The organism is Floridaenema aerugineum BLCC-F46, assembly GCF_041929345.1.
GTDB lineage: Bacteria > Cyanobacteriota > Cyanobacteriia > Cyanobacteriales > Aerosakkonemataceae > Floridanema > Floridanema aerugineum.
Genome location: NZ_JBHFNQ010000020.1, coordinates 1 through 24,828, shown reverse-complemented (window position 1 = coordinate 24,828; position 24,828 = coordinate 1). Strand labels below are relative to the sequence as shown.

The following is a 24,828-nucleotide window of genomic DNA, read 5'->3' as shown; positions in this document are numbered from 1 at the left end:
AGGGTAGACCTTAAACTCGTAGACAAACACGACTGATACTGAATTAATGGATATCAACTATTATGATAGCATGGAATTGAAAAATGGGCAATAAAAAGCCATCCTCGAAGGACGGGGCTTGTATCCCATTATTTTCGGTCATAAATCACTATGATCTCCTAACACAGCTTCGCTAGATCTGGGACAACAGCGATTGCGTCCACTATTTTTGGCAGAATAAAGAGCATTATCAGCTTGTGCGATTAAATCTTCTAACTTATTTGCTCTCGTAGGAATAAGACTAGCTACCCCTAGACTTAGAGTGACATATTGACTAACATCAGATTTAATATGAGGAAGGGTTAGAGCTTCTACTGTCATTCTCATATTTTCTGCTACGACTAAGGCATATTCAATATTAGTATTTGGTAAAATCACAGCAAATTCTTCACCACCATAACGGGCGACTAAATCCGTTGCCCTGCGAGCTACTTGCACCAAGGTTTGGGCGATCCGAATTAAACAGTCATCGCCTCTTTGATGTCCATAATGATCGTTGTATTTTTTAAAATAGTCAATGTCAATTAAAATCAGTGACAAGGGTTGTTTTTCCCTGCGATGTCTTTGCCATTCAATAGCTAAATAATCATCAAAACGTCGGCGATTAGCAATTTGGGTTAAACTATCTGAATTGGCGATTAATTTTAATTGTAGATTAGCTAATTCTAATTTGTCTTTAGCAATGGATAATTCTTCGGTTCTTTGCTCGACTTTTTTCTCTAGCAGGGTTGCATAGCTACGTATATCCGCGACCATTGAATTGAAAATTTCTGCAAGTTGACCTAATTCGTCTTTACGTTTTAGATCTACCGTTACATCATAATTTTGGGACTGTACTTTTTTAGCGGCGATTTGTAGCTGTTTAATCGGATACCCTAAATGTCGAGCCAAAAGGAGCGAAAGTAAGATGGAGAAAATAAAACTAATAGTAATTATAGTGACAGAGATATGTTGTAACTTTCTGATTTCGTCTTGTGGACTTCCTACTACATAATCTAAGCCAAGAATAGCAATGGTTTGACCCTGTTGATCCTTAATAGGAACAGCAGAAGTCATACAAGTATAAAAACTATCTGTATAATAGTTTTTTGTAACCTGTATTTCACCTGTTTTAAAAGCTAGAGCGAAGACTGGATCGTTGGAGACATAAAGATTGCCAATTGGATTCCCTAGCCAATTCTTTCCATCTGGATCGGGATGAGGTGCGACCAGAATTTTGAGAATTTTGCGATCGGGTGACTCTGGAATTGGAACCATAATATAAGGTACAATCGAATCTGGAACGACTAAATATTTGGGTTTTGGATAAAAGTCTTTTAACGGTGTTACTTTATTTAGACTGGCATGGAGAATTTTTCTAATAATTTGAGAGAGACGTATAAATTCTTTTGTAGACTGAAATTTACGAATATTTTCAGGTGTCAGACTATTCATTGTGCCGCCTGGTGGTAATTTTTGCAGATCCACCCTAGAAAATTGAGCTTGCTTGTTAATCTCTGTTTTGAGCTTGACGATCATTTCCCGATCTTTTTTGCTAAATAAAAAAGTACTGTTACTCCCAACAGCTTTAAGATGTTCTGTAATTTGACGCTTCACTAGATTAGAAGTAATCGAATAAAAGTAGTAAAAACTGGTAATATTAATTCCTACTGTTAATAATATAATTGAAAGACCTAACTTTAGCCTAAATGAATTACACATAGTTTAATCGTAAGCGTTCAAAGCGGTACGAATCAAGCGAACTCAAGAGATGGAAAAGAGCTAAAAGTTTGCTGTCTACAACGTATATACATAGAGCGGTTAATCCCTTCAAGAAATATTAGTATTTCTGGGGATTGAGAAAGAGCGAAGAAAATGCAAGCTCTGAGAACGTTTATAGCTTCAAAGTTCCATAAGGAGTTCTGGTAGTAGTTGAGACTTAAACCAGATGAATATGGTTTAAGTCTCACTTACAGTGTAATTTAGAATTAATTAATTCTAAAAAAACTTATTTATCACTCTTAGTCCATTAGCTAGTTCATCATTCTGTTCCTTTTTTATTACTTTTTCAGCAAGCCCTAAATATTACTTCTACAACTAGATCGGGTTTAGTCGCTGTGGCGCTACCGATGGCAAATGATTCGTCAGCTTGCGCGGAAACTTCCTCTTCCTTTTCTTGGGTAAAGCTGCCTAATGGGTTAAATTCAATGTTTTTGGCAAGAAAGTATTGGCAGAGTAAAAACGCAATCATGCGACTGATTGATTCGTGTTCGGGGGAAACTGTCAAGATTTCAATTTCTCCTTTGTAATAAGCCAACCTAATTCCTGGTGAGTCAGCAAAGCTTTCCTGAAGTAACTTGAACTGTTGCCAGGTCATCCCAGAGTGGACTAGCCGTTGGTCTTTTGTTTTGTCTAGCGTTACTGCCATGACCGAAATTTCCCTACTCTGATCACCAGCTTACCTAATCCATCCTTTCGGCTTTCAGGGATCGATCGCCATTTAGCCAAGCTGTATTCCCCCATCTCCTCATCTTCCCAACTATAGATAAGTCTATATACCTATGGGAGGAAAAGTTTTATCAAAAAATGTTACTAAATTGTTACGAAGTTTAATACAATATAAACATCGATTAAATAAGTATTTTTGCTCAAGGCCATGATAGAGGCTCAATTTCCCTGGCTCACTGCGATCGTCCTGCTCCCCCTGGTAGCATCCCTGCTCATTCCCGTATTGCCCGACAAAGAGGGCAAGCGCGTGCGGTGGTATGCTCTTGGCGTAGGTATTGCAGATTTTGTTTTAATGTGCTATGCCTTCTGGAAGCATTACGATCCGAGCAATGCTTCTTTTCAACTGGCGGAAAAGTATGCTTGGGTGCCGCAGTTAGGGATTAACTGGGCAGTTTCGGTGGATGGAATATCCGTACCGCTGGTGCTTTTGGCAGGTTTAGTGACTACTTTAGCGATTTTGGCAGCTTGGCAAGTCGATCGCAAACCCCGCCTCTTCTACTTCTTGATGCTGCTGCTGTACTCGGCACAGATTGGGGTTTTCGTTGCTCAAGACTTGATCCTGCTGTTCATCATGTGGGAAGTAGAACTAGTTCCCGTTTACTTGCTCGTCTCCATCTGGGGTGGCCCAAAACGCCGTTACGCAGCTACAAAATTCATCATTTATACTGCACTAGCTTCTATATTTATCCTCGTAGCAGCCTTAGCAATGGGGCTTTATGGCGGTGGCAATCTCACCTTTGATATGGCAGAACTCGCCACAAGGAATTACCCATTAGTACTAGAACTCTTACTATATGCGGGTTTACTGATTGCGTTCGGTGTTAAACTCGCGATTTTCCCGATGCACACCTGGCTACCTGACGCTCATGGTGAAGCTTCCGCTCCTGTGTCGATGATTTTGGCTGGTGTGTTGCTGAAAATGGGCGGATATGGGTTAATTCGCTTGAACATGGAAATGCTCAATGATGCTCATGTTTACTTTGCTCCAGTTTTAGCAATCATTGGTGTTGTCAATATTGTTTATGGCGCTTTGACTTCTTTTGGTCAAACTAACATGAAGCGCCGCCTCGCTTATTCTTCCGTTTCTCACATGGGTTTTGTGTTGCTGGGTATTGCTTCCTACACTGATTTAGGTGTGAGTGGTGCAATGCTGCAAATGATTTCTCACGGTTTAATTGCTGCGGTGTTGTTCTTCTTGGCTGGTGTGACTTACGATCGCACTCATACCCTAGCATTAAATGAAATGGGCGGAATTGGTCGAGCAATGCCAAAAGTTTTTGCACTGTTCACCGCAGGCGCAATGGCATCTTTAGCACTCCCTGGAATGAGCGGTTTTGCTAGCGAACTCTCGGTTTTCGTGGGTGTAACTACTGGCGATATCTACAGTTCTACTTTCCGCACCGTTACAGTTTTCCTCGCCGCAGTGGGTGTGATTCTCACTCCTATCTACTTGCTTTCGATGCTGCGACAAATCTTCTTTAACTCTGGTGCAGCACCTACTTGTAATTTGGGTAATGAAACTGTCAAAGGTTCGGGAGATCAAGAAGCAGTTTGTTTTGGTACTAGCTGCGTTTTACCTGCAAATGCTCACTTTAGAGATGCAAGTCCCCGCGAAATCTTCATCGCTGCTAGCTTTTTGATTCTGATTATCGGTATAGGTTTCTATCCGAAATTAGCTACCAAATTGTACGATGCCAAAACTGTGGCAGTAAATGCTGAAGTCCGTCAGTCTTACACCCAAATTGCTCAAAGCAATCGCCAAATTTATGCGAAAGGGTTTTTAAGTTCTCCGCAAATTCTCGAAACAGAAATCGCTACGGTTCCGGGAATTGTGAAGTAAGGTTTTCATTTTCTACTTGTGTTGAATTGTGTTGAATGTTTGGCGATCGTTCTTTCTTGTTTGTGGGGAGAGGGCGATCGTTTTTTTGTGGTGGAATGGCGATTAAAGTTGAATTTTTAAATATCAAACCATGATTGAATAAATAATTATCCCAGTTTGGGATTATCCTAAAATAGGTTTATCATGTTTGGAAAATATCTACTGTTAAAGCTAAGACACAATGAAATCTGTTTTCAGCCATGAGTATCACATATTCAGGCGATGTATGATTGCAGCCCGTAAAGAAGCTCAATTAACTCAAGCAACTCTTGCTAAATCTCTTAAAAAACCACAATCTTTTGTGGCTAAATATGAGAACGGTGAACGACGATTAGATGTAATTGAATTCCTGTTAATTGCCCGTGCAATGGAAGTAGATCCCTGTGAAATTCTTAGGAGAGTTGAGCAAGAAATAACTAATATATCCCATGAGGGAAGTACATGAACACACAGGAAGTAATTAGACTTGCAACTCAATATCTTGATGGTTTATCAGGTCATATTTTTGACGTTTTAGATATATCTAAACCTGTGTCTGTGGATGCAGCAGTAAATTTAGCTAAAGTAATTTCTAAACTTTCACCGTTAGTTGGTAATCTAATTGAATTTAACACTGTTGAATTTTTGAATAAGCATAATCAGTTTTCCAATTTTGGCAAATGGCAAAGACAAGATCCTGGTTTTCCTGATACTGTATTCATTGGTGAGGTTCAACCGACACCTGGATTAGAAATTAAAGCATGGTTTCCATTAGCAACTGAAATAACAGCACGTTTCAAAGATAGCCAGAACCACTTTCAGTTTGACCAGACCTATGTTGTGATGTTGGCATGGCTACCTGAGAAAGTTATTTATGGGAAACCTCGCATATTTGATGTATGTGTTATCTCCGGTTTGTCTGTAGCTATAGCTAGAGATAACCATTATCATAATCCACCAGATTACCTTGTTTTGGAGCCGGAAGATACAACTCAAAGAACAGCAAATCTACAACAAACTAACACCAATGGTTATAAGTTTCAGGGATCTAAGGAAGAGTTTTTAGAAGCTCAAAAAATAGTTGAGTCATGGGGTGTTGAAGGAAAACTCTATAAGCCAACTAGAGAATATCAGCGTCTTCTTCGTCAGTTATTAACGCGATACACTTATCGACTAGACACCAATTTTGCCAAAATGGATAGAATAGTACATCCAGAAATCGAAGAATTTAAGAAACTTGTCTACAATGCTGAAATTGCAGGTATGACAGTTGGCAAATGGAATAAACTTTTATCAAGTCGTCGAGAGGAAAGCATCAAGAGAGCTTTACAAATTTATTTAGAAATTAGAGAAGAGACTATTGATGAACTTCTTGATTAAATCTCTTCACACCATAAGAGAAATAGTCAGGATCAAGTTCACAAGAATATGCTCTCCGTTTTAGCTTACGCGCTGCCAGTGATGCACTAAATAAACCTCCAAAAGGTTCCCAAATTACATCTTTTTCATCAGATGATGATTCAATGATAATGCTCATTAAGTCAAGAGGTTTTTGATTGAGATGGACTGCTTTGCCAGATGAAGTTTTAACTCTTTCATCGCCTCGCAATGCTGGTCGTTGCCAAACATTTGTAAAACCGTGAGGACATTTAAACTTCGATCGCATCTTACTCCATTCCTCTCCCTTCAAGGGTTGGTTGCCATTCAAAGAAAAATAAGGTTTTCCTTCCGGGTTGCCATGCTCATTTGCGTAGTTCACTAGCCTTTCAAACATTTCTGGAGGTGGAAAATACCATAAGTGTCCTTGATCAAAATATTTTCTAGTTGCAGCATTTACTACACCACAGGCATAATTTGCTCGTTTTAACGGTAGTTTAGAGCGTTTCCATTCATCTAGTAACCATGCTTTTAACGTCAATCCATTTACCTTAACTTCTCGCACATATTGAACACATACTTCAGTAACTACAGGAAACCTACGAATTTTCTCCGTATTAACATTTCCTGCTATGTGTCCTTTTCCCTTATTCCAAATATTGCAATTAACGTAGCGCCAACCGTATTTTTCTAAAACAGGATGTACAACAGCCCAGCCTATTTCCGAGTTCCAAAACCAAAGAGTTGTAGATGGCATCGCAGCGTTTGACCATGCCTGAATATGAGGTTCGTACCAATGAGGTAAATCAAGATGGTCTGAAGTGTCTCCTTCAAAACCAAGAATACCGTAAGCTCCATCTGAAACAATGACAGTAGGCTGCTCCCAATTACTATAGTGTTCTAGACTATCGCCTAGATACAAAGCAACATATTCATCACTCCATACAGAAATATTTAAGTTAGTGTCAAGTTTGACTACTTTTCCACGACCAACTGTGCTAGTAGCCTTATGTTTCAAAATTTTGTGGGAACTCGACTCTGGATTAGGCAGGCTCATTTAACTATTTAGGTAGCTTTGAGAATTAAGTAATCACGACTTTATCGACTTTATCCCCTTTTGGGATATTTGTATAGCTACAAAGTCCCTCGTCATTTAACCTGTAATCACTTCATAATATTAAAAAGCTATTTGATTGCTATGAGTTTTACTACTTACAAATGGACAATTGAACGTTATCATCGTGCGATCGATGCAGGACTATTTGACGATCAGCCTGTTGAGTTATTGCGCGGAGATATTGTAGTTATGCCACCAGAACGAGAACCTCACGCTTACTACAATAGCGAAGTTGGGGATTATTTACGGGTATTGCTAGGAAATCGGGCGAAAATTCGTGAAGCGCACCCCATCACTCTACCCAATGACTCGGAACCAATTCCAGATTTAGCAATTGTAAAACCATTGGGAGCAGTTTATCTAGAACATCATCCCTATCCCGATGACATTTTTTGGCTGATTGAGTTTTCCAACACTACTCTTGGTAAAGATTTAAACGAGAAAAAAGCAATTTATGGCGAAGCGGGTATCGCTGAATATTGGGTTGTAAATCTTCAGGATAGGGCACTTAAAGTTTTTCGAGATTTAGAGAATGGGCGCTATACCACAGAACAAACTTTCAAAACTGGGTTGGTGTCTCCTGTTGCTTTTCCAGATGTACAAATTCAAGTGCAACAACTGATGAATCCGCAGCAGTAAAAATTAAGATATAAAAGCTAATTTTTACCACAGATGAAACACAGATAAACACAGATAAACACAGATGATTTAGAATGGTTTATCGATTTTTAGCAAATATCTAAAAATTTCAGTCCACTTAAGTGGACTTTAGCTATTAGCCTGCGATTTGAATCGCAGGCGGGATTTAGCTATTAGCCTGGAATTTCAACTCGAAGCAATCTATCAACTAAAACAAATTAGTTTCCGTCATATTTAGCAAATTAGAATTCAACACAAGTTCTGGTTGATTACTCATTGAAACTTCCGCATAACTAGACAAAATTCCACTTAAAGAATCGGCAAAACTTTGTGCCAAAATGTTCATTGAAGAATCTGTCACTCCAAAATTATCATTAAATAATTGCAGATTTGACAATGATTGTGCTGCGGAAGTTACCGTAATTACTGTGTCGTTTCTGGCTGTTAAATTTTGAATTCTGGTGTCTTGCGCTACTCCTACATCTGCAACATTAAAAGGAGTATTAGCAAATCTTTGGGTTAAATAATTTGCTAATGCCGTTTGTTCGCCAATGCCTGTTTCTACTTGATTTATTGCAGGGAAATTGGGGAAGGGATAACCATCACCACCACCAGCTAAAAAGTTTAATGTAACGGTGCGGAAAGTACGATTTGGATCGCCAACTAATTGCCCATTTTGTACTACCACATCGGTGGTATTTCCGTTAGCATCTTTAACAGCTAAAGATACTACTCGATTTCCCGCTGGTCGATTAGGATCGAAACTAAATGCAATTCCTGCTACTTGGGGAAAACGTCCGGGGGTTCTTCCTGGGCCACTATCAGCTACTCCATGTTCAATTACTTGTTGCAATTGTTGGGCAGTTAATGTTAACAAGGTTAACTGATTGTTGAATCTCAAACTGTTTTCAATGTCGAGGCGAGAAATTTCACCTGCTTCTTTACCTGCGCTAGGATTAGCTACTGGAGGAATCTTTTGTCCGGCATTTGGATCGTTGCCACCTGCGCCAATAACTGCACCAATAGCTTCCCGAATTCCACCGCCATTTTTGAGGGAAATTACTACTGAAGGATCGACTGTTCTAGCAGCAGCAAGATTAGCATCTGCGGTTAAATTTCCTAAGTTTGTTTCTTCGGTACGCACTGAGTTTCTTTCACCATTTAAGTAAACACTAGTGCGTCCGAAAATTTGTGAGTCTTTGGTATTAATGACGGTTTTTAGTGCTTGGGTTACTTCCACAACTTTGGCATTTGGGGCGGCGTTTCCTGTGGCAACTACTCCTTGTTGATCTGTGGCGTATGCACCGTTAATGTCAGGATTTAAACTTTGGGTAACTACTCTGCCTTGAGCATCGAATTCAGTAACTAAACGACCGACATATTTATAGTTACTGGTGGTGTTTACTACTACTATTGGTTCGCCTGTTGCGGAGGTTCTTAATAGGGGATAAGTGCCGCCTGATGTGTCTCCTGCTCTTAAGCGATCGCTAGAATCAGATAACAATGTATGCGAACCACCAGCCACTATTATATCTACATCTCGCAACCTGGGAGCTAAATTTAATTCCAGATCTAATTGTTGCAAGTGTGCCAACAGAATAACTTTGTTTATTCCCTGTCCTGTTAAAGCATCAACTGATGGTTGAATTGTGGCAGCTAAAGCGTCTAAATCTTGAGGATTTTCTGGTAAAACTCCTACATCTCCTGGTGCAGAAATGCTTCGCAATGTGGGGGTAGTTGCACCAACAATCCCAATTCTTTCGCCATTAACTGTAATTACAGTGCTTTTAGCAATACTATTAGGAATAGTGCTGGCTTCTTGCCCATCTGGTACTACTAAATCCCGCAAGTTGGCATCAGGAGCAAAGTTTAAATTGGCGCTTAAATAGGGAAAACTTGTGCCGGGATATCCTCGATCGCTGGCAATTAAAGTCCTAACTTGTCTTGTACCTTGGTCAAATTCGTGGTTGCCAAAAACGCTAGCTTGCACACCCATTGCATTGAGGATGATTATATCACCGCGACCGATATCTTCTCTGCCTAAAACTGGTCTTAAAGAGGGGTCGCTGCTAGCGGCAAAAAATGGGCCTGGGATGTAATTATCGCCGGAAGAAAGGAATAGGGTATTGTTGGGAAATTGCGATCGCAAACCATTAACTACAGATGACATTCTCGGCGCATCATCTAATGCAGAAACTCCCCCTTCAAAGTCGGAAGCGTGCAATAACTGAAGTGAGAAACTGCCGGGAACTGTTCCTACTCCCCCAGGCCGACCTTCCGATCTGCCGAACTGAACAAAATGCTGGAAAGCACTACCAATAGTACCAACTGTAACTGCTGCTTGAACATCGGGATTTTGTCGTAAATAAAAACTGGGATTAAACTCTATGCTGGGTTGACGTTGTTCCAATTGTCCAAAGTCAATGAAGTGTGTTAAAGCACTTCTGATACTTCTATTATTTACAGTTTGTTGAACATCTGGATTTCTTTGTAAATAAAAATTACTATTAAAAAGAGTGCTCGGATCGCGACCTTCAAATTGTCCGGCAGCGATGAAGTGTTCAAAAGCGCTGCGGAAAACACCTGCATTTACCGCAAGTCGGACATCTGCATTTCTTTGTAAGTAAAAGTTAGTGTTGAAAAAACTACTAGGATCGCGACTTTCAAATTGTCCAAAGCGGAGAAAGTGTTGTAATGGGCCCCCTGGTAAATTGCCTCTACTAGCAGCAACGGCAACATCTAGATTTTCTGCTAGGTAAGAACGACTGTCAAATATGCTGGAAATTTGTAATGCCATAAGTTTAGCTTCCTTACACAAATTGCTAATCGTCTCATGGCATGGTTAAGATGTTTTTATCTAGAGGTTATGAAATTAGGTAAATGATTCAATAAGACCTTTCTAAAGGTTCTCCTGCTGCTTTCCAACCTTGAATACTCGGAGGAAAACCGGAAACGTTGTGATATCCTAGCATTTCTAAAGACATCACTCCCATTGCAGTGCGATAACCTGTTGTGCAGTAGAGAATTACCGGACGATTTTGGGGAATTCGATCGAGATTTTGCGTTAAAGTTCGTAAAGGAATATTAATCGCACCTGGGATATGTCCAGAATTGAATTCACTAGGTTCTCTGACATCAACTAATAGAGCATTTTTGCTTTTGCTGATACTTTTAAGTTTGTCTACTTGTTGAATTGTGTAATAGTTATTAGGAATGGAGGTGAGGAAGCGATCGATCGCTTCTACCACATTACTTTCCCCAACTTCATTACCTAACGACGCTGCTAACATTGATGGCGCATTGATTAGCCAAACAGGTAGAACAAAAAGTAACAAGCTGGCAAATAAATTAAGTAAAACTTTTCGCATCTTTACCTCAAGCCGATAAATTTTCTAACCAAGGTTTAGCACCCGCATTACGCCGAATTTCTCGCCAAATTTCTGTTGCTGCTAACGCACCATCTCCCGCAGCAACTATGACTTGATTTAACCCTACTTTCAAATCCCCAATGGCAAAAATTCGCGGATGTGAAGTTCTCCCCATTTTATCTGTCACCAAGTTGTTACCTTGCATTTCCAGGGTAATTCCTTGCAGGTAAGTATTGTGATAATGTGAACCCATTGCAATTAAACCCGTTTCTAGTTCAACTGTTTCACCATTTACCAATTCCACTCCATTCATTTGATGATTTTCCCCTAAAAACTGCTTGATTGGAGTTTCAACTAATTGATAGCCTAAACTCTTTAATCGCAGACGCATTTCTTCACTTACAGTAAACGCGCCATGAGTGAAAACAGTAATTTTAGGAGTAAACCAACTAACACTTTCTACTAAGGGAATGTTAGCTTCACTTCCGACAAACAAACCACATTTTTTATCGATGATTTCGTAACCATCACAAATCATGCAGACGTGCAGATTATACCCAGCATATTCATAAACATTCTGCATATCATCTAACATGGGTAACTTATCAATAATGCCACTCGCCGCAATTAAGTATTTAGTACGAAATACGGGATAAACACTATTTTGCCGACCGACTTTTACTCGCACTGAAAAGGTTTCTCCCTCATCAATTACTTGTTCTACATAACCATTGAGTAAGTCACCATCTAATGAAAGAAAATGCTCTTTACCTTTTTGCAGTAAAACGCGACCAGGTGTGTCTGGAGGTAAGCCTAAATAGTTGTGTAATTCCTGCATCCAAAAAGAGCGTGCTTTGCCTTTGTCAATAATTAGTGAAGACAGGCGGTAGCGTTGCAAGTAAATACCAGCAGAAAGTCCACCAGCACCACCACCAACCACGATTACATCATAAATTAGATCTTGTTTTTCTGATAAATTTTTCTGGGAAATTTGCATAAAATTGACTCCATTAACTCGAACTACAAACTATTAATTCTTGCCATCAATGCTGCTAATAATGGTATCAAAGTAAATCCTAACAATTCACCTTTAATTAGCCAAGATAATCGATTAACTTGAGCATTTTCTAAAGTTGGCGGCTTACCTATTTGGAAATTTTTAATCCAGGTTAAAAAGGTGTATGTTGGATAAAGGGAAAGTAGACTAACGATAATGAAAACACCGATTTTCGCATAGAAAAATGGATTGCTTAAATAGTAATCAGTTTCTTTACCAAAGTAAAGAACTCTCAATATTCCAGTAATCAAAATCATTGTGGCAGCTGCGCCATAAGCTGCATCAGCAAAGGCGACTCTTTTAGCTTCATCAAGGGTGATTTCTGTTTTTAAGTTGAATATTTCAACTGTAAGGGCGGCAAAAGCTAACATGAATCCTAAGTAATGCAGATAAGCAACGATCGAACTTGTCCACATAGTTATAATTTTACTTGTTACTCCGTAAATGAGATGGGAAATTCTTAGTGGGGAAAAAATTCCCCAGTTTAATGAAATTAGGTCAGTGATTTTTACCTGGAAATCTACAAAAGTTGATTAGACCTCTCCAACAAAGAATATATAAGGCAGGCAGGATGCCTGCCCTACAAGAGTTATTAGAGATGTCTATTCATCCAGGTTCAGTTATCAACTACTATGCTGGCATTCTTGACCATGTTGATGTTGATGTCTATGCTGGTGTTGATGTTGATGTTTGTGATGATGCTCATGCTCATGATCGTGTTCATGACATTCAGCAACTTCTCGGATTAAAGAACCGTTTAGATAATCTGCGATCGCTTTCTCTAAATCAGTTTCTTTCGTAACAATCGCTTCAATTCCTTTATTTTCCAATCGACGGGATAGATTTTTTCCCATTCCTCCAGATATTAAAACTTGCACATCATCTAAAGGATGGGGTAGGTCAGGATCGCTATTATGAAAGGTTTGTTCCTTTGATATTTCTAGAAGCTTCTTGTCGATAACTTCTGTGCCATTAACTTCATAAATCCAAAATTTTTGGCACTGTCCAGCGTGTCCAGTAATAGATTTTGTGTTTTGACTAGATAGAGCAATTTTCACAGTTTCTCCTTGCTAATAAAGCATTCATGATTTAGTGTGAAACCTTTTACTTTCTGGTATTAGACGCTTTGCACTTGAAAGTATTCTTCAGCAAAAGCCGCTAACAAACAACCTGGTTGATGTTTAATTCCTAAAGCGTCTCTTCTTTCCAAATACTGCTGTTTCGTCCAACTTTCTTGAATGGCTAATGTTAGTAAAGTCAGAATTCCGGCTCGTAAACCTGACGCGCAGCGGGTATAAATAGGCTGAGGTGAAGAATTAACCGCTTGCATAAAAGCTGGTAAAATTTCTGGGGTTAGTTTTTGTTTATCAACTGGGATGCTGATTAAATTAAACCCTAATTTTTCCACTGCTTCTGCTTTCAGTTGGTAGCCTTCGGGAGCAGTACATAAATCAATGATTGTCTTGTAACCTTTTTGGGAAATTTCTCTCAATTCTTCCGGCGAGACAACATTACCAATGGCTAAGGATTCAGTGACGCTTTGAAACATTTCTTCTTTTCTATTGTGGACTAATTTATCTGCAGTTCAATGACCAGATTTAAGTTGATTAAACCCACCAAGGAGTTTCTCCAGTTCGAGGGTCAATTTCTGTCCAAGGTGAAATCCAAATGCTATTGTCTTTAACTGCAACATGAACTATTTTGAGTGGTAAAGGAGCCGGACCACGCAATACAGAACCGTCAGCACTGTAACGAGAACCGTGACAAGGACATTGAAATTGTTGGTCGATTTCATTCCAAGGAAATGTACAACCTAAATGGGTACAATTATCGACAATTCCGACATTTTCTAGCGTGCCATCTTGTTTGACTGTTAAATAAGTTGGTTCTCCTGCTAATCCTGCTATTAAGGCGCGTGTTCCCGCTGGTTCGGCTAAAATTTGGCTGGCAGGAATTGGATTTCCTAATTTATCTTTGGCGATAATTGCTCCTCCAGCGTTGCTTTCTGCTGGAGGAATAAAATATTTTGCTACTGGATAAAGTGCGGCTCCAGCAGTGGAAGCAATGACGCTACCAGTCAAAAAATTGAGCAATTGCCTTCGGGACATCGAAGGGTTATCTATCGGAAGGCTGTTATCCATATTTGTTTTTTCCTTAATTGAGGGTATTACTCGTTTCTGTGTCAATGGCTTTGACGATCGCCAAGCCTGTATCGACTTTACACTTATTAACAACTATATTACCAAATAGCTATTAAGTCAACTTCATTTTAGATCGGATTTGATACCCTTGCAGAGACAGAGCGGTTAAAAAAAGATAAAATTTTGGCAAATTATTGGGTTCGGGGAATAGCGATCGGATTTCCGAATTTGCCTATATTCTCACTCCGATTAGAGTTAAAGGTGCTACCGGATCGATTACTCGTCCGATGGCGATCGCTTAAATGCTCCCATCCAATAGACATCTCCTTTCAAAGATTGTAGAGACGTTGTATAGATTGTAGAGTATACAACGTCTCTACAACGATTCCTAAAGATGTGTAATAATTAAGCCTACCTCTAAATTTAGAGATAGGCTTTTAGTTAAATATAGAATTAGGGAATAGAAGCAGATAACTCTTTAACCTTGATTCCATTATTAACAACTTCGACCCAAAGCGATTCACCCAGAAGGGTGGTTTGCTGATACCTCTGAAGGAAGAATTGTTTCAGTTAACTCTAAGATTACATCGAAGCGGAAGTTATTGACGATTTTCTTCGATATCTTCAACTATTAAAATCCGATAATTAGGTTGATTTGGTTGTAATCCAATCACTCGTTTAGGAGTGGATCAACTCTTTTCTTGATAAAAGAAATACCATTATCTACTAGCTTATTTTCCCAAAAAATTTTCCTTAACAGCTAATTATAAATTAGCTGAAAGAATTATGCAAAAATATCTATCTTTGTGCAGATGACTAATGATTATTTCGCTCGCACTGCTCTAGAAGCTTATTGCACAGTTAGGTTTAATATTTCTTAACAACTCTTTTTAAAGTTAAAAATTTAGAAAAATTACTTTATTGAGTAAAACATAAAGAGTTGATAAGAATTGTATTCATTTAAAGATTGCTCCCTCCAGTGTACCTATACTAATTTCTATAAATCTCGATCGTTTACAAGCAAACGAGGAGGCACCCAAAATGAATCACACTTATGAGGTTTTGGTTGATATCAAAGAATATCTTGAACCAACAACCGATAACTGTCGCAGGGAAACAACACGCTACGAGATTGATGCACAATCTAAACAAACAGCCGATAACTTAGCAAGGTTACAAGCTAGAACCGACCATCCACAGGGTATTGAATACGACGTGCGAGTAACTAGGCTACTAAAATAAGAGAAACAGTAGATGGAATGGTAGAAAATCTTTCCCATCATGATTTATTCCCTCAAACCTGTTCACATCTGTTAAGCCATATTGAAATATTTGAATGTCTGCATTCATTAGCGGTTTTAGCTACAACTCCGGCGAGTTCCGGGAAGTCATGGTCGGAAAATTTGTTTACCTGCAAAATGATTAAAGCCAACTCCAAAAATCTGAGTTGGCTTTATCGATATGTCTCTAAAAAAGTAGATTTTATAGTTAGGGTCTTTATATAAGCTGACCCCAATTGATTCACAATCATTAAGATAACTGGAAATTAAACGAGTAACATCAATCTCAAGCATTAGAACTTAAGGTACAGAAGGCAGTGTTTGGAAAACCCTCTTTTTCCCAGAGGTTGAAACCTGGGGTTGCAGAAACTAAGCCTGCCTAGCAGATGGCATTTGGAGGTTATCTATCATTAAGATTGTTCTGTATCTAGCAAAGGTAAAAATTTCCGAATTAGGCCAATAGTCACAGAGGGAAGTTCTAATTGCGGAGTAAAACCAACATCATCTAAATGATAAAAGAAACGAATTGCTTGCGGATTCATTTCTGCCAAACGACGACCGATTTCTGGCCCTGTAAATTCTGATTCTCTTCCCCAAATAATTGCTGTGGGAACAGTGAGTTGATTAATGTATTCTGCTAAATCAAAAGATAAATCACCACTGACAAATGAGAGGGCTGCGTATTCAGCATTTGGCTGTTGAGCAGATTCTAAATAAGCATCAACAATTTCTGGATAAACTCGTTCTGGATGAGCAAATTGCCGTTGTTCTAAGTAGCTGCGAACGCCCAAACCGGAAGCAACTCCAGTATTATAAAGTACTTGATTTAACAGAGGGATTTTGACAACTTTTGCAGAGATACTTTGACTGTAATCTGTGCCGAATTCTGCTAAACCTGCGGGAGTAACTAAAATTAATGACTTGAATAGTTCAGGCCGATTAATTGCTGCCCGAATTGTAAAAGCAGCAGTTAATCCAGAGGCAATAACTGTTACTGGGTTATCGCAAGTTTTTTGGATGAATTCCTGAATAATTTTAATGTATTCGTCAGTATGATAACGTTTAGCTGGATGATTAGAACGCCCCCAACCAATTAAATCAGGTGCTAAAATTCGATATTCAGCAGCAAAGGCGGGATAAACTTTAGACCATTCATAAGCGGAAGAACCGCCGCCAAAAGCGTGGAAAAAAACTAGTGTGTTTTCGCTTTCTTTGGTGCCATTTTTATCCCAAGGTTGGTCAACGGCTGTATAGTAAACCATTTCGCCTAAAAAGGTATTGACCGATCGCTCTCCAAAACCAGGTGGTATAAACATCGATAAACCTCTTCTTCTGAGTTCACTTTTTCTATTTTGTCAGTAACTCTGAAGAATTTGCATCACTCTAAGGTGCAATTTTAGGAAATCAATCGGTTAAAAAAAGTTGATTCGTAGGGTGCGTCAGACTTTGATTATTGTGATTTAACCAGTTTTTGGATTGCGACGCACCTTACAAACTTGTACCTTACTTTTTAGGCTGCAACTGCTACAGCTTCTTGTCCATGTTTACGTAATAATTCCATTAGTTCATCTCGGTAGTCATGGAAAACACTTTGACGTTTAACGTTGTGGGTGCGATCGGGTAATTTAACGGTAATTTCTTTTCTGACTGTACCAGGACGTGCCCCTAAAGCGTAAATTCGATTCGAGAGAAATACAGCTTCTTCCACATCATGAGTAATCATAAAAATGGTGATTTTTGTTCTTTTCCAAAGGTCTAACATAAATTCGTGCATTGACTCTTTGGTGTGAATATCTAATGCGCCGAAAGGTTCGTCCATTAATAACACTTTTGGTTCGGAAGCTAGGGCACGTGCGATCGCTGCACGTTGTTTCATTCCCCCCGATAATTCTTTAGGCAATGACTTAGCAAAATTAGTCAATCCCACCACACTTAAATAATAGCTTGCTTGCTCTCTTCTGATCTTTTTTGGTACGCCTTGAAGCTTCAATCCAAATTCAGTGTTTTCCTGCACATTCATCCAAGGATAAAGTGTATAGTGTTGGAATACCATTCCGCGATCGGGCCCCGGCCCAGTAATTACTTCACCATCAATTCTTACTTCTCCAGAAGTAGGGTTATCAAGTCCTGCTATTTGCCGCAATAAAGTAGATTTACCTGAACCAGATGCCCCAACAGCGCAGATAAATTCTCCTTGTTTAATCGTCATGTTAATGTCTTTTAGGACGACTAAAGTACCGTTCTTGGTTTGAAAATCTTTGTTCAGATTGTTAATTTGCAAATACATAGATTTAGCCTCATTAATTTGTCTTTTTTTTGAACCGCAAAGGACGCAAAGAACGCGAAGGAAAGAAAGAGAAGTATTTACAATTTAGTTAGAATTCTTGTCTTTAAATTGCAGAATCTGTTGGGACAAAAACTTTTAGTTCCTCCCCTCTGCCTATCTCAGCGTTTTTGACTTGCCCATTTACAGGAAACTCTTAAGAGATATTGGAAAAATAGATCGAAAGATAATCCAATTACTCCAATTACTATTAGTCCGACGAAGATTTCATCGGTTCTGAGAAATCTACCTGCTACACTAATGCGACGACCTAAACCTTCGGTTGCGGCAATTAGTTCGGAAACAATTACTAGTTGCCAAGCTGCTGCTAAGTTGATGCGACAAGCATCGATGATTCCCGGTAAGACGTGGGGAAAAATTACTTGTAATAGGGCTTGTTTGCGATCGCCTCCTAAAATATAAGTCGCTTCAATCAAATCTTTTGATACAAATTTTACCGTATCCATTACCATCAAGGAGTTGAAGAAGAAAACTCCGATAAAGATGAGGGTAATTTTCGGTTCTTCTCCGATTCCCAAATATAAAATTAGCAGGGGAATAAAAGCTGGCGCAGGCATATAACGCATTAACCCAAACAGCGGTTCTAATAAGGCGCGAATACTGGGGAAACTTCCCATTAATATGCCAATTGGAATAGAAACTAATGCTGCTAAAGAGAACCCCACACCGACGCGCCACAGACTTGCCACCGTATCTTTCAGCAGTTCGCGAGTGCTCCATAATCTGCCAAATGCTTCCATTACTTTGGCAGGTGAAGGTAAAAATTTTGGGTCAATGTTTCCGAAGGTAGTTACTAACCACCAAAGTAACAAAGGCGCACCAATTGAAGTAATAATTAATGCTGTATTTAGAGGTTTGGGAATATCTTCAGCCAGCCGCCAAAAAACTGTGGGTTTGATTTTTTTTGGTCGGATATAGTCTCTAATTGAGCTAGGAGTTTCATTCATGGTTAAAGTTCCATAGTTTATGATTTTTTCACTTGTTCGGCGTAGGCTTTGACAAAGCGATCGTCAAATATTTTAGTAATATCAGGTTGGCTTTTTGCTAGTCCCACTTCTATGAGAAATTTACTCATTTCTTGGGCAGCGAATTGCAAAGAATTCAAATCATTTCCTGGTTGAAAAGCTTTTAGGTTTTCTTCAATAGTAAAAATGCGAGTGCCATCAGCGTATTCTTTATATTCAGATACGGGAACACCTGCTCTTTTTGCCATTATTTCATAAGATTGTTCGGGATTTTTTTGCATATATTCCAAGGTGGCAAACCAGGAATTAACTAATGCTTGAATTTGTTCGGGTTTTTCTTGCAAAAACTTGCGCGAAACTACTAAATGGTCAGAAATTGCTCCCGGAAAGTCTTTTGAACTGAATAATTCTTTACTACCCTGACGCTTTAATGCTTGAGTTGTAAAAGGCGCAAATACTGCCACTGCATCAACTTGTCCGCCGACAAATGCTGCGGCTGCTTGACCTGTTTCTAACGGAACAAATTGAATATCTTTTGGCGATAAACCTGCTTTTTTTAATCCTAAAAGTAATAGAAAATGATCGACTGTTCCTTCTTCAGCAGCAACTTTTTTTCCTTTTAAATCAGCAACCGAATTAATGCCTTCTCGGACAATTACTTTATCATTACCAGTAGAGTTATCATTTACTAGCACAATTACTTTATCTGCACCACCGGAAACAGAGTTAACTGTATCTCCTAAAGTTTGACTATTAGCATCTATTTGTCCGGCAGTTAAAGTGTTAATAGATTCCAGATATCCGTCGAACCATTTGAGGTCTACAGGAACATTATTTGCTTTAAAAATGCCTTGTTCTTGGGCAATTTGCCAAGGAAACCAACCGGGCCAAGCACTAAATCCTAAACGGACGGCATTAACATTAGTTGAAGATGCAGTAGAGTCAACTTCGTTAGTTGTTTTGATGTAAACTGCTGGATTAACGCAACCTACGGCTAGGCTGAAGGTAACAAAAAAAAGGATGCAGTAGGAAAGGAGCGATCGCACTTTCATAACATCTACCTTGAGACAGATTTCTTCATTTCGTCATTGATACTTTTTGATAGCAGTGAATTATGTGTAGCAGAAAAAGTAGTCACCGCTTTGTTATTTGTGCTACAAATTAGTTAATTAATTCGAGATTCTGAACACTTTTTAGAAGCAGGAAAGATTGAGCCTGTGCAACAGACTAAAATCTCTCTCCAGATCCCCGACTTCTTCAAGAAGTCGGGGATCTAAGTTTAGTTTTTAATGAACAACTGATAATTGCTGTTTGGCAGATTTAGTTAACTGAGAACGTACCCAATCAAACCAAATATCTAACCCTTCTCCAGTTTTGGCAGAAACGGGAATTATCGTTACATGAGGATTCATTTGGCGGACATTTGCAATTATTTGATTGACATCAACATCTAAATGGGGTGCTAAGTCCATTTTGGTGATTAACAAACAATCTGCTTCTTGAAACATTACCGGATATTTCAGCGGTTTATCTTCTCCTTCAGTCACACTTAATAGGGCAACTTTGGCGTGTTCTCCTACTTCAAATTCGGCAGGACAAACCAAATTTCCCACATTTTCGACTAAGACTAAATCAAATTCTGAAGGGTTGTATTCATTTGCTAACCGATGAATTCCCCCAGACACCATTTTAGAATCCAAATGACAAGAACGACCTGTATTAATGGCAATTACCGGAACGTTGTATTTGCGGAGACGATCGGCATCTAATTCCGTCGTCATATCGCCTTCAATCACGGCTATTTTATATTCATTTGTTAATACAGCTAGAGTTTTTTCTAGCAAAGCAGTTTTTCCAGCACCGGGACTACTCATCACATTAAAACAAGTAATTCCCCACTCATCAAAATGTTCGCGGTTATGGTCTGCCCCTTCTTGATTAGCATGGAGCAAATTAATTCCTAAAGCAGCGTCAAATGTTTGGTGCATAATTACTTTCCACAGAATCAGAACTATATTCAACTCGATCGATCTTTAATTCCCTACCCGAACGTATGTCTTCCATTGGCGATCGACAAGTCGGGCAAGCATATTGAATCCCGATTTCCGGGTGATATTCTTGTTGGCAATGATGACAAAAAGCAATTAAAGGAGTTTCTTGAATTACTAATTTTGCTCCTTCTAAAAAAGTTCCGCGAGTCTGAACTTCAAAAGCGAATTGTAAACTCACAGGTTCCACACAAGTAAACTTGCCAACTGTAAGATGAACCTGGGAAATTTGGGGTTTTTCCGGTTGTTCTGACCACCATTTCCGCACAGTCACAATTAACGCCTTGGTCATGTCTGTTTCGTGCATAGCTTAGGGAGTTTTGAGTTTTGAGTTTTGAGTTGGGGAGAGTTTGGGGAGAGTTTGGGGGAGTTTTGAGTTTTGAGTTGGGAAGAGTTTCGAGAGTTTTGAGTTTTGAGTTTTGAGTTAATTAACTTCCCCATCTCCCCATCTCCCCATCCCCCCATCCCCCCATCTCCCCATCTCCCCATCCCCCCATCTCCCCATTCCATCAAGTCCAGGCGACAAGCTGAGGTTGTGCTTCTGGGTGAATGTAAGCGGGTTTTTGTTTGCGGGGTAGTTGACCTGAAACAATTAAATGTGCCATTGTGTCGCAAATTACGCGAGTTGCCATGAGTGAGGTCATGTCGCTGATGTCGTAGGGAGGGGAAACTTCCACTACTTCTAAACCGCACACTGGGGCTTTTTGGATAATTTTTCCTAGTAAACTTAAGGCTTCACGGGGTAATAAACCGCCTGGTTCGGGCCAACCTGTACCGGGCACAAATCCCGCATCGATGCAATCAATATCGAAGCTGATGTATACGCAGTCGGTTCCGTCGAGTGCTCTTTCTAAGGCAAAATCAACAGCGGCATCGATTCCTTTTTCCACAATGTCGGTAACGGTGAGGATGTTGGTGGCGCGTTCCCGGCAAACTTTCACGCCTTGACGGGGAACTTGCCAACCTCCTATTCCCAACTGTACTAAGTTTTTCGCTGGGGCGTTTACCATGTTGGTGGCGTGGAACCAAGGACAGGTGTGCATTCTTTCGTCGAGGTCGGTTTCTTGGGTGTCGGCGTGGCGATCGAAGTGAATAATACCAACTTTTTTGTCTCCCAAGTGACGACAAATACCTCTAACTGTGGGGAAGCCGATCGAATGGTCGCCGCCTAAAATAATTGGAAATGCGCCAGAACTGAAAATGTGAGCAATACCTTTAGAAATTTGGTCAAATGACTTTTCGTTATTTGCGGGAATGGTGAAAATATCGCCAACATCGCACAGGGTAATTTGTTCGCGCAAATCAACCCCTAACTCAAAGTTGTAAGGAGTGTACAATGCAGAAATCCGGCGAATTCCCTGTGGGCCAAACCTTGTACCCGGACGATAGGTGGTTCCTGAGTCGTGAGGTACACCGACTATTGCCACATCGTATTCCCCAACTCTTCGCACATCTTCTAAATAAGGTGCTTTCATGAAGGTGTTGATGCCTGCGTAGTGGGGGAGTTCGCCGCGAGAGAAAGTGGGAATAGTGCGATCGCGAATACTCTCAGCTGCTTCTAATCCATATTCCAGCCCTTGCGATACTTCCTGCTGCCAACCTGTTAACGGCAACCTTGCTTCCATTTCTAAAGCTCGTTGTGCTTCACTTGGTCTATGTCCGTTATTCGAGTTAGGGCTATTAAATAAGGGATTTTCTGAAGGATTCTCAGTCATTGGGACACCTTAAATACTTGCAAAACAACTAGATTTTCTAGCTTGTCTCCTGAAAGCCAAAGAGAAAGCCCAGGAGAACTAAGCCGCAGCTTCTTTAACTGGTGCTTTTCTCCCGGGCTTTTCTCCCTCCGTGTGGCTAGCTAATCCTTATAAATAAAAAATTCTGAGGTTTGCCAGCTGCTTCTCTCGGACCTGCGTTTGGCTATACTTTCTCGTTGTCTTATCCAAACCGGAACCCTAGAAGCTACTAATTTTTGGGTTACTCTAATCTGAAATTTACACCAAAATTTTCAATCTTCTGTAACACAAGTTACAAAATGATGTTTTTTTCTGAACTCAGGACTTACGCAGCGACGCTAAATATGGTGGAATGGTGCGTTACACGCTTAGTTAACGCACCCGAAGGATGGAGGCTTTGCGTCAGTCCAGGAACTTCTTCGTCTTTCCTTCGCGCTCTTCGCGTCTTCGCGGTTCAAAAAATCTTTTTTTATTGAACCACGAAGACACGGTAGCGTAGCGATTCGCGATAGCGAATTAGGACACAAAGAAAGAAACTGAATTTAGGAGTATTATATATAAGGAAATAAATTGAACGATCGAATGCTAATTAATTCTGATAACTGGCTAGATTGGGTCACTGTGTTTGGTTATTTAAGTTTTACTGTCTTTATTATGTGGCGGGTTTTTACTAGTAAATGAAGGTTTGGCTTTATTAAGCGATCGCCAATTCCACATTTTGATAATTCGCCAAATCATCACTGCTACCAAAAAAGTCGCTAAACTCCCTGAAGCGAAATCAATACTTTTGGTAGCTGATCCGAAATTTTTTACCTCAATTGCACCAATTTCCCCTCGCGGATCGACATTTAGAGGTTTGTCTAATTTTAGCAGCAAAAACTCATTTTGATCTGGTTCTGGTGGTCGTCCTGCACCGCCTCGAAAGTTATTATCGTTGGCAACTAAAATAGTATTTTTGTCAATCACTAAAACATTCTCGATCGTCACAAAAGGAAAGCGAAAACTCGTGCTACCATCACGGTTTAAGTCTTGCGGATCTCGAATATTTAGTAAGTCGGCAATTTCGGTTTTAGCAACATAACCTTCCGCATCTTTCTCGGCTAAATTTATCTGGAAAATCTTCTTAAATTCGGCTTCTTCTCCTTGTTTAGTATCCCGTTCGATAACTAGGTATTCGTTTTCGTTGATTACTGCTACATCTCCGATCGCATTTCCCGCTGCTTCTAGTCGATAAAACCCAGCAATTCCAGTAAATTGTTTAGCAGCTAAATCAAATTCATTAATTCGCAGTGTATCAGGTCGATCGCCAGTTACCGCTCCTTCCAAAAAAGCGTATAATTTAGTTTTACTCGGATTAATTGCTAATCCTTCATAACCTCTAGAACGCTCCAAATTAGATGTTGTTTTGCCAGCTAAAACATCTGGATGATCGGGCGATCGGATAATTTCAGAAGTTTCCTTATTGGCAAAAGTTGGTGTAGGAATTGGTGCTGCTAAAAGTTTGCCTGTGCGATCGAAATTTAACAAATAAGGGCCAAATTCCTCGCCTACCCAAATCGTACCATCTGCCGCAAAAACAAATGATTCAGGATCAAAATCTCCCCCCGTTAATAGTCTTTCTTTTGTACCTTCATTAACAATAAAAAAAGGAATTTTATTATCAGGATCGGACAAAGAAATAAATTCTTTTACTTCGACGCTCCCATCCTCGTTACTACCTCTAAATTTCGGTTTTAGGCGATACAAACGTAATAAATAATTAGTACTATTCGTTTTACTACCAAATCCATTGTCTGACAAAAACCAAAAAGAATCTTTGTCAGCAAATTGCACACCACTAAACCCTTGTACTGGTTGTTTTGCAGGGCTACCAGCAAAAGTATCTGTGGGTAATAAAGCGAATCCTTGAAGTTCTGCCATACTTTTAAGTTTACAGGTGTTTCTCGCCAACCTGAGTTTACCCAGGAATTTAGGTTAAGAAACAAGTAGCTTTTGTTCAAGGCAAGGTTAAGAAAGAGGGAAAAGAGACTATTTAAATAATGATAGGCAATCGGATTTTAAAAGCCCTTTACTAACTTTGATCTGGCGAAAACTTTTAGCAATAATTTCTTCGCAACTTAAGTCAATTTGCGGAACGCCTAACTGGATTAAATCTTTAATGGAAGCGCCAATAATAATTTCGGAAATTCCAGCCCAAATGCAAGCTGTAGCGCACATTGGGCAAGGTTGGCAGGTGGTATTGTAAAACTTCACTTAATTTGTAGTCATTTATAAGCTAAAATAGTTAACAATTATTTTACTTTAACCCTCAAGAATCAATGACCTGAGTTATCAGGGTGAAATGTCCCGGGACTCTAAGCAACCACTAGTACCAT

General features: G+C 39.6%; 23 protein-coding genes, 1 pseudogene and 1 riboswitch. Of the genes and pseudogenes, 5 read left to right on the top strand and 19 right to left on the bottom strand.

Going from position 1 to position 24,828, the window contains the following annotated elements:
• Positions 1–138 precede the first annotated feature (138 nt).
• Positions 139–1,740 carry a diguanylate cyclase domain-containing protein gene (locus tag ACE1CC_RS02450; protein ID WP_413268888.1) on the bottom strand — a complete coding sequence of 534 codons (1,602 nt, stop codon included), beginning with the start codon at positions 1,738–1,740 and terminating at the stop codon, positions 139–141.
• Positions 1,741–2,086: 346 nt separating this feature from the next.
• Entirely contained in the window at positions 2,087–2,446 is a 360-nt protein-coding gene (locus ACE1CC_RS02445) for a PDDEXK family nuclease (protein ID WP_413268887.1), read from the bottom strand.
• Positions 2,447–2,674: 228 nt separating this feature from the next.
• On the opposite strand from ACE1CC_RS02445, the gene ACE1CC_RS02440 reads away from it, so the two are divergent.
• From ACE1CC_RS02440 to ACE1CC_RS02430, 3 genes are all read left to right on the top strand, one after another.
• Positions 2,675–4,366: an NAD(P)H-quinone oxidoreductase subunit 4 gene (locus ACE1CC_RS02440; protein WP_413268886.1), complete on the top strand. Its 1,692-nt coding sequence runs from the start codon at positions 2,675–2,677 to the stop codon at positions 4,364–4,366.
• Positions 4,367–4,586: 220 nt separating this feature from the next.
• Positions 4,587–4,850, top strand: coding sequence for a helix-turn-helix domain-containing protein (locus ACE1CC_RS02435; protein WP_459563785.1), 264 nt, complete (start codon positions 4,587–4,589; stop codon positions 4,848–4,850).
• Positions 4,847–5,764, top strand: coding sequence for a hypothetical protein (locus ACE1CC_RS02430; protein ID WP_413268884.1), 918 nt, complete (start codon positions 4,847–4,849; stop codon positions 5,762–5,764). Before ACE1CC_RS02435 ends, ACE1CC_RS02430 begins: the two co-directional genes overlap by 4 nt.
• Here the strand turns inward: ACE1CC_RS02430 and ACE1CC_RS02425 are convergent.
• Complete coding sequence (locus tag ACE1CC_RS02425; RefSeq protein WP_413268883.1) at positions 5,742–6,818, bottom strand: DNA methyltransferase; 1,077 nt, start codon at positions 6,816–6,818, stop codon at positions 5,742–5,744. The genes ACE1CC_RS02430 and ACE1CC_RS02425 overlap by 23 nt on opposite strands.
• Before the next feature lie 141 nt (positions 6,819–6,959).
• Between ACE1CC_RS02425 and ACE1CC_RS02420 the strand changes: the two genes are divergently transcribed.
• Positions 6,960–7,517, top strand: coding sequence for a Uma2 family endonuclease (locus ACE1CC_RS02420; protein ID WP_413268882.1), 558 nt, complete (start codon positions 6,960–6,962; stop codon positions 7,515–7,517).
• A 208-nt stretch (positions 7,518–7,725) separates the two neighbouring features.
• Here ACE1CC_RS02420 and ACE1CC_RS02415 read toward each other — a convergent pair whose 3' ends face one another.
• The 7 genes from ACE1CC_RS02415 to petC form a co-directional block, all read right to left on the bottom strand.
• Positions 7,726–10,314 carry a bifunctional metallophosphatase/5'-nucleotidase gene (locus tag ACE1CC_RS02415; protein ID WP_413268881.1) on the bottom strand — a complete coding sequence of 863 codons (2,589 nt, stop codon included), beginning with the start codon at positions 10,312–10,314 and terminating at the stop codon, positions 7,726–7,728.
• An 88-nt stretch (positions 10,315–10,402) separates the two neighbouring features.
• A complete protein-coding gene (locus ACE1CC_RS02410) occupies positions 10,403–10,885 on the bottom strand; it encodes a rhodanese-like domain-containing protein (RefSeq protein WP_413268880.1) in 483 nt (160 codons plus the stop codon).
• A gap of 7 nt (positions 10,886–10,892) precedes the next feature.
• Entirely contained in the window at positions 10,893–11,882 is a 990-nt protein-coding gene (locus ACE1CC_RS02405) for an NAD(P)/FAD-dependent oxidoreductase (RefSeq protein WP_413268879.1), read from the bottom strand.
• 23 nt (positions 11,883–11,905) lie between these two features.
• On the bottom strand, positions 11,906–12,358 hold the full coding sequence (locus ACE1CC_RS02400) for a DUF2214 family protein (protein ID WP_413268878.1): 453 nt from the start codon (positions 12,356–12,358) through the stop codon (positions 11,906–11,908).
• Positions 12,359–12,565: 207 nt separating this feature from the next.
• Positions 12,566–13,000, bottom strand: a complete 435-nt coding sequence (locus tag ACE1CC_RS02395; RefSeq protein WP_413268877.1) for a NifB/NifX family molybdenum-iron cluster-binding protein — start codon at positions 12,998–13,000, stop codon at positions 12,566–12,568.
• Positions 13,001–13,059: 59 nt separating this feature from the next.
• Positions 13,060–13,491, bottom strand: a complete 432-nt coding sequence (locus tag ACE1CC_RS02390) for a protein tyrosine phosphatase family protein (RefSeq protein ID WP_413268876.1) — start codon at positions 13,489–13,491, stop codon at positions 13,060–13,062.
• Positions 13,492–13,549: 58 nt separating this feature from the next.
• Entirely contained in the window at positions 13,550–14,083 is a 534-nt protein-coding gene (gene petC / locus ACE1CC_RS02385; RefSeq protein ID WP_413268875.1) for a cytochrome b6-f complex iron-sulfur subunit, read from the bottom strand.
• Between the two features lie 1,041 nt (positions 14,084–15,124).
• On the opposite strand from petC, the gene ACE1CC_RS02380 reads away from it, so the two are divergent.
• Positions 15,125–15,325 (top strand): hypothetical protein, encoded by a 201-nt coding sequence (locus ACE1CC_RS02380; RefSeq protein ID WP_413268874.1) that lies wholly within the window; start codon positions 15,125–15,127, stop codon positions 15,323–15,325.
• A 448-nt stretch (positions 15,326–15,773) separates the two neighbouring features.
• On the opposite strand, the gene ACE1CC_RS02375 is transcribed toward ACE1CC_RS02380, so the two are convergent.
• The 9 genes and pseudogenes from ACE1CC_RS02375 to ACE1CC_RS36695 all read right to left on the bottom strand — a co-directional run.
• Positions 15,774–16,679, bottom strand: a complete 906-nt coding sequence (locus tag ACE1CC_RS02375; protein WP_413268873.1) for an alpha/beta fold hydrolase — start codon at positions 16,677–16,679, stop codon at positions 15,774–15,776.
• Positions 16,680–16,873: 194 nt separating this feature from the next.
• The gene (locus tag ACE1CC_RS02370; protein ID WP_413268872.1) at positions 16,874–17,650 is read right to left on the bottom strand and encodes an ABC transporter ATP-binding protein; all 777 of its coding nucleotides are present in this window, start codon (positions 17,648–17,650) and stop codon (positions 16,874–16,876) included.
• A 158-nt stretch (positions 17,651–17,808) separates the two neighbouring features.
• Positions 17,809–18,654 (bottom strand): ABC transporter permease, encoded by an 846-nt coding sequence (locus tag ACE1CC_RS02365; RefSeq protein ID WP_413268871.1) that lies wholly within the window; start codon positions 18,652–18,654, stop codon positions 17,809–17,811.
• Between the two features lie 17 nt (positions 18,655–18,671).
• Positions 18,672–19,724: an aliphatic sulfonate ABC transporter substrate-binding protein gene (locus ACE1CC_RS02360; protein WP_413268870.1), complete on the bottom strand. Its 1,053-nt coding sequence runs from the start codon at positions 19,722–19,724 to the stop codon at positions 18,672–18,674.
• 234 nt (positions 19,725–19,958) lie between these two features.
• Positions 19,959–20,660: a hydrogenase nickel incorporation protein HypB gene (hypB, locus tag ACE1CC_RS02355; RefSeq protein ID WP_413268869.1), complete on the bottom strand. Its 702-nt coding sequence runs from the start codon at positions 20,658–20,660 to the stop codon at positions 19,959–19,961.
• A complete protein-coding gene (gene hypA, locus ACE1CC_RS02350; RefSeq protein ID WP_413268868.1) occupies positions 20,644–21,027 on the bottom strand; it encodes a hydrogenase maturation nickel metallochaperone HypA in 384 nt (127 codons plus the stop codon). The genes hypB and hypA overlap by 17 nt, the downstream gene beginning before the upstream one ends.
• 202 nt (positions 21,028–21,229) lie before the next feature.
• Entirely contained in the window at positions 21,230–22,435 is a 1,206-nt protein-coding gene (locus ACE1CC_RS02345; RefSeq protein WP_413268867.1) for an agmatinase family protein, read from the bottom strand.
• Between the two features lie 107 nt (positions 22,436–22,542).
• Positions 22,543–22,687: riboswitch (guanidine-I (ykkC/yxkD leader) on the bottom strand.
• Positions 22,688–23,086: 399 nt separating this feature from the next.
• Positions 23,087–24,373 (bottom strand): esterase-like activity of phytase family protein, encoded by a 1,287-nt coding sequence (locus ACE1CC_RS02340; protein ID WP_413268866.1) that lies wholly within the window; start codon positions 24,371–24,373, stop codon positions 23,087–23,089.
• A gap of 108 nt (positions 24,374–24,481) precedes the next feature.
• A pseudogene (locus ACE1CC_RS36695) lies at positions 24,482–24,691 on the bottom strand (tRNA-specific adenosine deaminase); the annotation flags it as partial.
• Positions 24,692–24,828 lie beyond the last annotated feature (137 nt).

Bases quoted from the DNA above. Each gene is read 5' to 3' on its own strand.
- ACE1CC_RS02400 (WP_413268878.1), bottom strand. From the start codon at position 12,358: ATGTGGACAAGTTCGATCGTTGCTTATCTGCATTACTTAGGATTCATG.
- ACE1CC_RS02425 (WP_413268883.1), bottom strand. From the start codon at position 6,818: ATGAGCCTGCCTAATCCAGAGTCGAGTTCCCACAAAATTTTGAAACAT.
- ACE1CC_RS02345 (WP_413268867.1), bottom strand. From the start codon at position 22,435: ATGACTGAGAATCCTTCAGAAAATCCCTTATTTAATAGCCCTAACTCG.
- ACE1CC_RS02430 (WP_413268884.1), top strand. From the start codon at position 4,847: ATGAACACACAGGAAGTAATTAGACTTGCAACTCAATATCTTGATGGT.
- hypA (WP_413268868.1), bottom strand. From the start codon at position 21,027: ATGCACGAAACAGACATGACCAAGGCGTTAATTGTGACTGTGCGGAAA.
- petC (WP_413268875.1), bottom strand. From the start codon at position 14,083: ATGGATAACAGCCTTCCGATAGATAACCCTTCGATGTCCCGAAGGCAA.
- hypB (WP_413268869.1), bottom strand. From the start codon at position 20,660: ATGCACCAAACATTTGACGCTGCTTTAGGAATTAATTTGCTCCATGCT.
- ACE1CC_RS02390 (WP_413268876.1), bottom strand. From the start codon at position 13,491: ATGTTTCAAAGCGTCACTGAATCCTTAGCCATTGGTAATGTTGTCTCG.
- ACE1CC_RS02360 (WP_413268870.1), bottom strand. From the start codon at position 19,724: ATGAAAGTGCGATCGCTCCTTTCCTACTGCATCCTTTTTTTTGTTACC.
- ACE1CC_RS02420 (WP_413268882.1), top strand. From the start codon at position 6,960: ATGAGTTTTACTACTTACAAATGGACAATTGAACGTTATCATCGTGCG.
- ACE1CC_RS02440 (WP_413268886.1), top strand. From the start codon at position 2,675: ATGATAGAGGCTCAATTTCCCTGGCTCACTGCGATCGTCCTGCTCCCC.
- ACE1CC_RS02365 (WP_413268871.1), bottom strand. From the start codon at position 18,654: ATGAATGAAACTCCTAGCTCAATTAGAGACTATATCCGACCAAAAAAA.
- ACE1CC_RS02410 (WP_413268880.1), bottom strand. From the start codon at position 10,885: ATGCGAAAAGTTTTACTTAATTTATTTGCCAGCTTGTTACTTTTTGTT.
- ACE1CC_RS02370 (WP_413268872.1), bottom strand. From the start codon at position 17,650: ATGTATTTGCAAATTAACAATCTGAACAAAGATTTTCAAACCAAGAAC.
- ACE1CC_RS02415 (WP_413268881.1), bottom strand. From the start codon at position 10,314: ATGGCATTACAAATTTCCAGCATATTTGACAGTCGTTCTTACCTAGCA.
- ACE1CC_RS02450 (WP_413268888.1), bottom strand. From the start codon at position 1,740: ATGTGTAATTCATTTAGGCTAAAGTTAGGTCTTTCAATTATATTATTA.
- ACE1CC_RS02380 (WP_413268874.1), top strand. From the start codon at position 15,125: ATGAATCACACTTATGAGGTTTTGGTTGATATCAAAGAATATCTTGAA.
- ACE1CC_RS02435 (WP_459563785.1), top strand. From the start codon at position 4,587: ATGAAATCTGTTTTCAGCCATGAGTATCACATATTCAGGCGATGTATG.
- ACE1CC_RS02340 (WP_413268866.1), bottom strand. From the start codon at position 24,373: ATGGCAGAACTTCAAGGATTCGCTTTATTACCCACAGATACTTTTGCT.
- ACE1CC_RS02405 (WP_413268879.1), bottom strand. From the start codon at position 11,882: ATGCAAATTTCCCAGAAAAATTTATCAGAAAAACAAGATCTAATTTAT.
- ACE1CC_RS02375 (WP_413268873.1), bottom strand. From the start codon at position 16,679: ATGTTTATACCACCTGGTTTTGGAGAGCGATCGGTCAATACCTTTTTA.
- ACE1CC_RS02445 (WP_413268887.1), bottom strand. From the start codon at position 2,446: ATGGCAGTAACGCTAGACAAAACAAAAGACCAACGGCTAGTCCACTCT.